General features: G+C 65.0%; 9 protein-coding genes. 1 reads left to right on the top strand and 8 read right to left on the bottom strand.

Annotated features, from left to right (window positions below; translation table 11 throughout):
- Positions 1 to 175: 175 nt before the first annotated feature.
- The 8 genes from BLO80_RS10210 to gspG form a co-directional block, all read right to left on the bottom strand.
- A complete protein-coding gene (locus BLO80_RS10210; RefSeq protein WP_092327826.1) occupies positions 176 to 1,342 on the bottom strand; it encodes a substrate-binding domain-containing protein in 1,167 nt (388 codons plus the stop codon).
- 413 nt (positions 1,343 to 1,755) lie between these two features.
- The gene (gene gspF, locus BLO80_RS10205) at positions 1,756 to 2,967 is read right to left on the bottom strand and encodes a type II secretion system inner membrane protein GspF (protein ID WP_060742025.1); all 1,212 of its coding nucleotides are present in this window, start codon (positions 2,965 to 2,967) and stop codon (positions 1,756 to 1,758) included.
- Positions 2,967 to 4,385, bottom strand: a complete 1,419-nt coding sequence (gene gspE, locus BLO80_RS10200; protein WP_092327825.1) for a type II secretion system ATPase GspE — start codon at positions 4,383 to 4,385, stop codon at positions 2,967 to 2,969. Before gspE ends, gspF begins: the two co-directional genes overlap by 1 nt.
- A gap of 169 nt (positions 4,386 to 4,554) precedes the next feature.
- Entirely contained in the window at positions 4,555 to 6,918 is a 2,364-nt protein-coding gene (gene gspD / locus BLO80_RS10195; protein ID WP_092327823.1) for a type II secretion system secretin GspD, read from the bottom strand.
- Positions 6,915 to 7,490, bottom strand: a complete 576-nt coding sequence (gspM, locus tag BLO80_RS10190) for a type II secretion system protein GspM (RefSeq protein ID WP_092327822.1) — start codon at positions 7,488 to 7,490, stop codon at positions 6,915 to 6,917. The genes gspD and gspM overlap by 4 nt, the downstream gene beginning before the upstream one ends.
- Positions 7,483 to 8,661: a type II secretion system protein GspL gene (gene gspL / locus BLO80_RS10185; RefSeq protein WP_092327820.1), complete on the bottom strand. Its 1,179-nt coding sequence runs from the start codon at positions 8,659 to 8,661 to the stop codon at positions 7,483 to 7,485. Before gspL ends, gspM begins: the two co-directional genes overlap by 8 nt.
- Entirely contained in the window at positions 8,658 to 9,644 is a 987-nt protein-coding gene (gene gspK, locus BLO80_RS10180) for a type II secretion system minor pseudopilin GspK (protein ID WP_092327819.1), read from the bottom strand. Before gspK ends, gspL begins: the two co-directional genes overlap by 4 nt.
- Before the next feature lie 8 nt (positions 9,645 to 9,652).
- On the bottom strand, positions 9,653 to 10,102 hold the full coding sequence (gene gspG / locus BLO80_RS10175) for a type II secretion system major pseudopilin GspG (protein WP_060742020.1): 450 nt from the start codon (positions 10,100 to 10,102) through the stop codon (positions 9,653 to 9,655).
- A 148-nt stretch (positions 10,103 to 10,250) separates the two neighbouring features.
- Here gspG and gspI point away from each other — a divergent pair, with 148 nt between their 5' ends.
- Positions 10,251 to 10,625, top strand: coding sequence for a type II secretion system minor pseudopilin GspI (gene gspI, locus BLO80_RS10170; protein ID WP_092198320.1), 375 nt, complete (start codon positions 10,251 to 10,253; stop codon positions 10,623 to 10,625).
- Positions 10,626 to 10,732: the final 107 nt, after the last annotated feature.

Below are 10,732 nucleotides of genomic sequence, written 5' to 3'. Positions count from 1 at the left end.
ACGCAGTGCTATCAAGCTGCCAGCGTTGGTTATAGGGTTAGGCGGTTACAGGGGGGCGGGACCGAACGGTTGTCATGAAAATTTCATGTGGCTATGTCAGTTCAGTCATTACGCAAAAATCAGCAACGGCTCACGCCGTTGCTGATCAGGTATTGCAGGTCGTTCAAGCGTGGGCTTACAGCGGACGACCGATGGCGTTGCAGACGCTGGTGTTGCCGATGCTCAGGCCGCTCGAAGCAGTGACGAAGGAGTCACGAATAGCGGTTTTCCAGGCCGAAGGCAGCGGCACGAAACGGTTGGAAGTGATGGCCGAATCGTTGTTGGTCAACGCACCGTAGTGGCGGCTGAAGAAGTTGCGCACCTGGGTGGTCTGGGTTGCGTCGGCGTAGCACTGGCTGAAGATCACGTTGGTGAAACCCAGGATCGGGTAGCCGGTGGTTGGGTAGGCCACGACGCTTGGGTCGTTAGGGTTGGTGGTAGCGGCGAAAACCGGCACCCAGGCGTTCGGGTTGGAACGGTTGGCTACTGCCGGTACCGCAACCGCGGCGATGGCAGTCGAAACGTTGGCTGGGGCTGGGGAAACACCGGCAACGCGGGCGACCTTGGTGGCGTCATCCAGACCGGCCAGAGTGGTAGCGGCGTAGTCCGGGCTCATGTAGGTGATACGGCCTTGGGCGGCATTCACTGCAGTCATCACAGCCTGGCTGCCAGTGGCGGAAACGGCGCCGGCTGGCAGGCCGCCGCTGTAGCTGGAAGCGAAGTTGGTGGTGATGGCGAAGGTGCCGGTTTCAGCGCACTTGGCGTTCAGGAAGCGGGTGAACAGCTCGGTGGTGCCACTGCTTTCTGCACGGTAAACCACGGTGATCGCGCCGGTACGGCCCGAACCGGTGATCTGGCTCCAGTCGGTCAGACGGCCGGAGAACACGCCGCAGAGTTGGTTGACGCTCAGGTCAACGTTGGCAGTGCCGGTCTTGTTGAACGGAATGGCAACCGAAGTGGCGACCGAAGGCACCTGGATCAGTGGGCCCCAGGCTGCACCGTGAGCAGTGACGTAGTTGTTCAGTTCAGTGGTGCTGAGTTTCGAATCGCTGCCAGCCCAGTGCACGTTCTTGCTGGTGTCGCCAGCCACGAACTTGGTGTAGTCGTTGTTCAGGAACGCCAGTTTGCCGTTACCGCTGCCCACGCCGATGTAGGGGGCGAAACCGGCGGTCAGTACACCGGAAGTCTGGTACAGCGGCTGAGGCAAGGTAGCACCACCGCCATTGACATCAGCCATGGCGGCCTGAGCGGCGCAGAGGCCGGCGAGGGTCAGGGATACCGCGAGAACGTTGCGCTTAAACATGAAGAATCTCCTTTCATCGTGTTCGTACGTAGGTTGGGTGACGCGTGCTTGCCGTCATGGCGCTCGGTCCTGTGCCGATGGCGATGGGGTGAGGCCATGGGTTAGAAATTCGCAGCTTCCGGTGACAGATAAAGGAAAAAACCTCGGGAGCAGAGGGCTGTTTTTCGAGTTTTTTCCTCGGGTGTTCGAGGGCTCTGCGCTGTGGGTTCAGGCGGTTTTTTCAGGGGAACGGCAAGGTCTGCCGGTGGAGGTGGCCGCGGATGGTTGCCGGGCGACGGAAGATGACAGAACGAGGAACCCGAGTTTGGCGATGGTGAGGCTCGGGAGGTGTTGACGGCGTCAACATCTATTTTGCTCGGTGTGCTTTTGTGGCGAGGGAGCTTGCTCCCGCGCCACGGTTTTTGCGCGGTGGGCTACTGCACCAACTGATTGATCTCGATGATCGGCAACAGCACCGCCATGACGATCACCAGCACTACGCCGCCCATGACCACGATCATCAGTGGCTCCAGCAGCGCCGTCATGCCCATGGCCCGGCGTTCGATGTCTCGGGACAGGGTTTGCGCGGCGCGTTCGAGCATCGGTGGCAGGCAGCCGGTTTTCTCGCCGCTGGCGATCAGGTGGATCAGCACCGGCGGGAAGACTTTTTCCACCCGCAGCGCCGCCGCCAGGTTGACCCCTTCGCGGACCTTGGCGGTGGCCTCGCTGACGCTCTGGCTCAGGCGGTCGTTGGACAGGGTCTGGCGTGCGGCTTCGAGCGCTCGCAGCAACGGCACCCCGGCTCCGCCGAGAATCGCCAGGGTGGAGGCAAAGCGCGCGGTGTTGAGGCCCAGTACGAAACGCCCGATCAGCGGCAGGCGCAACACCCGCGCGTGCCAGTTCAGCCGCGCCGCCGGTTTGCGCAAATACATGCGCCAACTCCAGAACCCACCGGCCAGCACGCCAAAACACAACCAGCCCCAGGCCCGAATGAAATCACTGGCGGTGAGCATCGCCACGGTCAGCGCGGGCAGGTCCTGGCGGGCCTGGGAAAATGCACTGACCACCTGGGGCACCACGTAGCTGAGCAGGAAAATCACGATGGCGACCGACACCAGCCCCACCACCCCGGGGTAGATGAACGCCGTGAGGATCTTGCCCCGCAGGTTGTTGCGCTCTTCGATGTAGTCCGCCAATCGCTCCATCACCTGAGCCAGGTCGCCGGACTCTTCACCGGCGGCAATCAACGCCCGATAGATTTCCGGAAAATCCCGGGGGCGTGCCGCCAGGGCTTCGGCCAGGCGCATGCCGCTGCGCACATCGGCGCGCACCGCGCTCAAGGTCTGGGCGATGTGCTTGCGCTCGGCCTGTTCCACCGTGGCGCTCAACGCGGCTTCCAACGGCAGGCTCGCGCCCAGCAGGCTCGCCAGTTGCCGGGTGGCCCAGGCCAGGTCGTTGTCCGAGAGTTTGGCGCTGAACAAACCACCGCCGTTGGCCGGTGTCGTGTTGCGCTCGACCTGCACCTGCAATGCCGTCAGCCCGCGACTGCGCAACAGGTTGAAGGCCGCCCCCTGGCTGTCGGCTTCCAAGTGTCCGGATTCGATCTTGCCCTGGGCGTCGGCGGCCTCGAAACGGTAGCGATTCATCAGGCGTCCCGTGTCACGCGCAGGATTTCTTCGGGGGCCGTGGTGCCACTGCGCACCCAGCGCTCGCCATCCTCGCGCATGCTGAACATGCCGGCCTGGCGAGCGGCGGCGCGCAGTGCCTGCTCCCCTGCCCCCTGGTGAATCAGCGTGCGGATGTCATCGTCGATGCAGAACAGTTCATGGATCCCGGTACGCCCGCTGTAGCCGGTCTGGTTGCAGCTCGGGCACCCCACCGGGCGCCAGGTGCCGGGCGTGGCCGGATCCGGCTGCTTGCACTGCGGGCAAAGCCTGCGCACCAATCGCTGGGCCAGCACGCCGAGCATCGACGAGGCCAGCAGGAACGGCTCGACCCCCATGTCGATCAGGCGATTGATGGCCGACACCGCGTCGTTGGTGTGCAGCGTCGCCAGCACCAGGTGACCGGTGAGAGACGCCTGCACGGCGATTTGTGCGGTTTCCAGGTCGCGGATTTCGCCGATCATGATGATGTCCGGGTCCTGGCGCAGGATCGCCCGTAACGCCAGGGCGAAGGTCATGTCGATCTTGGCGTTGACCTGGATCTGGCTGATGCCCGGCAGGTCGTATTCCACCGGGTCCTCCACCGTGAGGATGTTGTGGACGCTGGCGTCCAGCCGGGCCAGGGCGGCGTAGAGGCTGGTGGTCTTGCCGCTGCCCGTGGGGCCGGTGACCAGGACGATGCCGTGGGGCTGGCGGATCAGGTGATCGAGCTTACCCAGTACATCCGGGTCCATCCCCAACGTTTCCAGTTGCAGGCGGCCGGCCTGCTTGTCCAGCAACCGCATCACCACCCGCTCACCGTGACCGGTGGGCACCGTCGAGACGCGGATATCGATCGGTCGACCGGCGACGCGCAAGGCGATGCGGCCGTCCTGGGGCAGGCGTTTTTCGGCGATGTCGAGCTGGGCCATGATCTTGATCCGCGACACCAGCGCACCGTGCAGGGCCTTGCGCGGCGAAACCACATCGCGCAGGGTGCCGTCGACGCGATAGCGCACCACCGAATGGCTCTCGTAGGGTTCGATGTGGATGTCGCTGGCCTCATCCCGTGCGGCCTGGGTCAACAAGGCATTGATCATGCGAATCACCGGCGCGCCGTCCTGGGTGTCCAGCAGGTCGGTGATCTCGGGGATGTCCTGCATCAGCCGGTCGAGGTCGACTTCGTTCTCTGCCGCGCCCACCACCGCGGCAGCACTGCCGGTGTCGGCATAGGCACTGTTGAGCAGCCCATCGAGCTCCTCGTCGCGCACCCGCTCCAGCCGCACTTCGCCGAACTGACGGCGCACTTCACTGATGGACCAGCCCGGCGTGGACGGGCACACCATCAGCACCGCACCGTCCTCGGCCTGCCGCAACACCAGGCGCTGGGCCTTGGCCCAGGCGTATGGGAGGGTGTTCATGGGCACACATCCTCTACTACTGACCCAGCCACTGTGGCGAGGGAGCTTGCTCCCGCTGGGCTGCGCAGCAGCCCCAAAGCCAGGCACCTCGGTGTGCCAGGTAGATGACATGCAATCTTTTTGGGGTCGCTTCGCAACCCAGCGGGAGCAAGCTCCCTCGCCACGGAATTCATTGTCCAATCGGCTCCGTTACCGGCACCGCCTTGATCACCGCCCTGGGCGTCTGCGGACCGGCAGGCGGCGTCCCCGGGATCGCCCTCGCCGAGGCTGGCAGTTGCGGGGCCTGCATGTCCGGCATTGCCCAGCTGCGATCCGGTTGCAGCAAGCCCTGGGCGCGGCGCATGAAGTCGTAGCGGTTGAGGGTGATGCCGCGTCCCGCCGCCGTGTCGCGGATGATATAGGGCCGCAGGAACACCATCAGGTTGGTCTTGGTGATCTGCCGCCGTTCATTGCGAAACAACGCGCCGATCCCGGGAATGGTCGACAGCCACGGTACCGCGTCGTTGCTCTGGCTGTAGCCATCCTGCAACAGCCCGCCAAGGACCATGATCTGCCCGTCGTCGAGCAGGATGCTGGTGTCGATGGCGCGCTTGTTGGTGACGATACCCGTGGTGCTCGAAGCGCGATTATCGACGCTGCTGACCTCCTGGTAGATGTCGAGCTTGACCGTCCCGCCCTCGGAAATCTGCGGCCGGACATTGAGCTTCAAACCCACCTCCTCGCGGGTCACGGTCTGGAACGGGTTGTTGCTGGTGCCGCCCCCGCCCGTGACGTAACTGCCGCTGACGAAGGGAATGGTCTGGCCGACGAAAATGCTCGCCGCTTCGTTGTCCAGGGTCAGCAGGTTCGGCGTCGACAGCACATTGGTGCCGCCCTTGCTCTTCAAGGCCCGGGCCAGGACCTTGAGGTCGAGGATCTTGCCGATACCGGGAATGTCCACGGTGCCGTTGACCAAACCCAGGTTCAGCCCCTGGGGCAAGACATCGATGCTGGTCTTGCCGTTGAGGTTGAGCCCCGTGCCGCCGAGATTGACCCCGCCAATCACGCCGCTGCCACCGAGGTTGCCGGTCTGCCATTGCACGCCGAATTCGCTGGCGTCGTCCTCGCCGACCTCGACGATCAGGCTCTCGATCACCACTTGGGCGCGACGCTGGTCCAGCAGGTCGATGACTTCCCGCAGGTTGCGGTACAGCGGGTCCGGCGCGGAGATCAGCAAGGTGTTGGTGGTGGCGTCGGCCTGGATGGTGACACCGCCGGCGCTGAAAGCGGTGCTCTGTTCGGTTTTCGTCGAAGCGGAGGTTGTCCCGTTGCTGCCCTGGGCGTAGCCGTTGCCGCTGGTCGACGTACTGCCGCTGGTGGTGCTGCTGGTGCCATCGCCACTGCTGCCCTGCCCACTCTGTCCGTTGGTATTGGCGCCCATGCCACTGAGCACCGAGCGCGAGTTGTCGTTGCCCTCGCCTTCGCTTTCCCCGGTGAGCAAACCGCGCAGGGCCTGGGCCAGTTTGCCGGCCTGGGCGTTGCGCAGGTACACCACGTGCAGGTTGCTCGGGTTGTTCTGAGCGTTGTCGAGCTTGTAGATCAGGTTGCGCGCCAGCTCCGTGCGCTCGGGGCTGCCAGCGCGGATGATGATGGCATTGGAGCGAGGGTCGCCAATCACGTTGATCTTCTGGGTCTGGTCGCCGCCCTGGGTTTCCAGCAGGTCAGAGACCATTTGCGCGATGTCGACGGCGATGCCGTTGTGGATCGGCACCACATCGGTGTCAATGGCACTCGGGGTGTCGATGCCTTCGATGAGCTGCGCCACCCGCGACAGGTTTTCGGCGTAATCGGTGACGACAATGGTGTTGTTGCCCGGGTAGGCATTGATCGGATTGTTCGGCGACACGATCGGGCGCAGCACCGGGATCAGGTTCACCGCGTTTTCGTATTGCAGGCGGAAGGTGCGCGTCAGCATGCCGTTGCCGGCCGGTTTGTCGGCGCTGTAGATCGGCCCCCCCAACAGCTTGGCATCGGCCTCCGGTACCACCTGGGCCACGCCGCCCACGTCTACCACGCTGAAGCCTTGCATGCGCAGCGCGGCCAGCAGCATGTCGTAGGCCTGATGGGCCGGGACCTGGCCTTCGGAAACCAGCGTCAGGTTGCCCTTGACCCGCGGGTCCACCAGGAACTGTTGGCCGGTGGAACGGGACAAGGCCCGCACCACCGCCTGGATATCCGCCTCGACGAAATTCAGCGTCACCGGTTGATCCCCCAGGGGCGTGCGCGCCGGCGCATTGCTGCGGGGCTCTCGGGCACGGGCGGTGAGATCGACCTGATGCCGCACCGCGGGCTTGCGTTCACGCAGGTCCTGGGCCCGCTGGCGATCGAGCAATGCATCGCCGTTGCGCTGGGTACTCCCCAACGGAATACCCAGCTCGCTGTCCACCAGCAACGGTGGCTGCGACGCGGGTGGCGTGCTGTTGCACGCACTCAACGCCAGCAACAACAGCGGCGCGGCCTTGCGCCAATGACGTGGGTATCGGGCCCCTTTCATGAAGCTTCCTTAGCGCTTTGCGCCTGGTCCATGCGAACGGTTCCGGACAGTGTGCCGGCGCTGTTATCGAGGTTGTCGTGGTTATCGGGATTGGCAAGGACGGTGCGCTGCAAACGGGCTTCGATCACCTCCAGGGAGAATGGCCGTGGATTGCCCAGCAGCCAGCTGATGACCGCCTCCGCCGGGGCCTGGTCGAACGTGAGCTGCCAGGCGCCGGGACGCTCGGTGCCGGGCGCTTGCAATTGGTAGTGCTGGCTCAAGCCGCTGGCGTCCAGGCTCTGGCGCAAGGCGGCTTCAAGGGGCAGGCCTTGCGCGGGCCCGGCGACGTCACGCAACAGCACTTCGAGGGCCTCGGTCTGCGATCGCAGCTTCGGGGTTTCGGCTTGCCAGTAGGCGATGGTCTTGAGCGGTGGCTGGATCAGCGCGAGCCAGACCAGACAGCCGCCCAACACCAGCGCGGCCAGGGCCACGGCGGCTTGTTCGCGCACGGCGAGCCCCTGCCAGAACGTGCGCAAACGCGTGTTAAAGGTTTGCCAACGGACCCGCGCCAATGCCAGGGCGTGCTTATTCATCGTCGGCGTCCGGGGCTTCGTCGGCGTCCTGCGTACCCTGGCCGGTCGGGGCCACCCGCAGGCGCCAGCCCTGGTCGATGGCAGCGACGTCGATGCCGGCCTGGGCCAGGGGGATTTTCCAATCCTCTTCGGCGGCGGTTTTCTGCGCCTCGGCCACCACAGTCAAGCGCAACTCACCGTTCTCGAACACCAACGCCTGGACATTGCCGCTCATGAACGGCATGGCGCTGCCCGCCTGCTGCACCAGGCTGGCAAAGCGTTGGGCCGGGTCGGTCGCCGCACCGCTCTGGCGCGCGGCGATTTGCTGGCGTGCCTGCTGCAATGGGTTGAGGATCACCGGCAACTCAGGAAACGCCTGTTTCACCCGCTGGCTCATCTGCGCCTTGAGCCGTTGGCCCTGGGCCGCTTCCCGGGCGGCATAGAGGTTCAACCCGACCACCCACACCGCCAGCGCTGTCGCGCAGATCGCCACCGCCCGGCCCCAACCACCGTGCTTGACGGCGTTGCGTGCAAGGCCGACATGCAAACCCCAACCCGGTGCAGGGCCCGTCCAGCGTTGGCCTTGCGCCAAGGTGTCGAGGGAAGATTGTGGCGGCGCGGCGCCGATCCAGTGCAGCCCAGCCCCCGTTTCCAGCAGCCACTCGTCCAACGCCTCCTCCTGCAACGGTTGCACCACGGCGTGCTGCAGGCCATGGCGTACCAGCAGATGGTCGTCCTCGATGCAGGCCACCGGCCCCGACAGCACCGGCAAGGCGTAGGCCGCCGGGTAGAGGCCACGCAGTTTCATGCCGGCCTGGTGCACCAGCCGCCCGAGATTGGCGAGGGATTCACGGTCCAGCCAGGTGATCTGCACCTGCCCGTCAATGTCACGTGGGCCATGGGCCACCTGCATGTGTTCGCTGGCGCCGAGCATCAGGGCCTGGGCCGCGCACGTCACCGCTGCGCTGATCTTGGCCGCTGGCAACAGCGGCAACTCCAGGCGGGTCAACACGCTGTCGCGGGGATGAAGGAAACACTCCACCGAAAGGTTTTTACCGCCCTGGCCCAACGCCCGAAGACTGCTGCGGCCTTGCTCGCGGACCTGGCCCTGGCGATCCAGCCAGGCAAACGCCACCGGGCTGTCGAGGTCCAGGCTGCCCAGCGGCGCCAGGGCGATGCGCAAGCGCGTCATACGCCCACCCTTGACCAGATCACCTGGGGCAAGCGGTCCTCGGTGCGTTGCAGCAAAGCCTCCAGTTCGACCCGCCGCTGACCACTGCGCGCCTGCCCGCGCAGGCGGAACCAGTCGCTGGTGATGCCGACCTTGACGCTGGCGGTCTCCAGCTCCGGCATGCGCAGGCGATTGACGAAATCCCCGCGGTTGATAAACCAATGGCCGCCGTCACGCTCCCTGACCAGCGCCTCGGCCCGTTGCAGGGACAGCCCCGGCACGTAGGCGGCCAGCACCGGGGCACTGGCGGTGTTGCCATTGAGCCAGGTGTTGGTGGGCAGGATCGTCACGTAAGGCGCCAGTGTGTCCAGTAACCGCGTGGTGACGCCTTTGACGCTGCGCAAGTCTTGCAAGGTGCGCAGCATCGGGCGCGTCGGGGCCAGCGGCGTATTGTCGGCCTGGGGCGACGTTTCGCGGCCACTGTTGAAGGTAGTGGCCTGTGGCGCCTGGTCCACCCGCTGCGGATTCAACAGGCGCGGATAGGCCTCGACCACTCTTTCGACGATACGCGTGCGGACCGTCGCGGCCACGCCCAATTGCTGGCACAGGCGTTCGAAGGCGCGCACTTGCTCCTCGTCCACCCGCTCATTGGCGACGAGATTGCGCAGGTTGAACTTGCCTTGCTCATCTTCCAACTGGCCTTCGAAGGGTGTGTCGATCTGGCCTGAACCCGGTATCACGATAGGTTTGGCCCAAGGTTGGCCGAAGCGCGTCAGTGGATCGCGCTGCCGGGCATCCCAGAGCAACTGACGACTCAGTTGCAGGCCACCCTGCAACCGCGCCGAGCCCTGGACACGCAACTGCTCGGCCTCCAGGCTGCGAGTGAACAGGGTCTGGCGGGTCAGCATGCCACCGGCGATGACCGCCACCACGGCGGCGATCAGCAAGGCACTGATCACCGCCATGCCGCGCTGCTTCGCCGCGAGGGGCGAATCCGTTCGCATCACGGCCCTTACAACTGCCAGGAGCCAATGTCGGCATTCACACCGTCGCCATCGGGCTGGCCGTCGGCCCCCAGGGAAAAGATATCGACTTCGCCGTTGGCACCGGGGTTGAGGTAGTTGTAGGGGCGGCCCCACGGGTCGTTGGGCAGGCGCTCGAGGTAGGAACGCCAAGTGCCGTTTTTCGCATCGGCCGGTTTCTCCACCAGCACCTTGAGGCCCTGGTTCATGCTGGGGTAACTGCCGTGGTCCAGGCGATACAGCTTCAAGGCTTGCATCAGGCCGCCAATGTCCTGTTTTGCCGCCGTTGCCCGCGCCTGGTCGGGGCGGTCGAGGACCTTGGGCACCACCATCGCCGCCAGGATGCCGAGGATCACCACCACGACCATGATTTCGATCAGGGTGAAACCCCGCTGCCCGCGAGGGCCTTGGGAACGGGCATTGTAACGGGCGATCTGCATCTCGACGGTCCTTCGCTGGATTCGATTCGAGGCGCAGTGTTGCAAGAAAATATGTCAGTGATATTGAAATTGCTCAGGAGCTTGCGTCGTCAATCGGTCACGAACGCCGGCTACCCTTCAAGACTGCCCTCGCACCCGAGCCCGCGCCATGCCACGCCCTGCTCCGCAAGCCGGCTTCACCCTGATCGAAGTGCTGGTGGCCCTGGCGATCATCGCCGTGGCCATGTCGGCCGCCGTGCGCGTGGCGGCGGTGATGACCCAGAGCAACGGCCTGCTGCGGGACAAATCCATCGCCCTGCTGGCCGCTCGCAGCCAACTGGCGCAGTTGCGCCTGGAAGGCCGTTTTGCCCAGGGTTCCAAAGTGTTCGAGTGCGACCAGGGGCGCTTGCTGCTGCGTTGCGAACAGACCCTGCGCCCGGCGGAAAACGGCCGGCTGCTGCGGGTTGAACTGAGCGTGTCGGACCGCAGTCGCGAAGCTCCGCCGCTGGCTCGGCTGGAGACGTTGGTCAGCCGGGAAAAATAAAGGCAGACACCCCCCTGTGGCGAGGGAGCTTGCTCCCGCTGGGTCGCGAAGCGGCCCCAAAATCTTGCGGTTGCTGCGCAACCGAGCGGGAGCAAGCTCCCTCGCCA

The sequence above is a fragment of the Pseudomonas sp. NFACC56-3 genome (assembly GCF_900100025.1).
Classification (GTDB): domain Bacteria; phylum Pseudomonadota; class Gammaproteobacteria; order Pseudomonadales; family Pseudomonadaceae; genus Aquipseudomonas; species Aquipseudomonas fluorescens_AA.
This window is presented reverse-complemented; position numbering and strand designations above follow the sequence as displayed.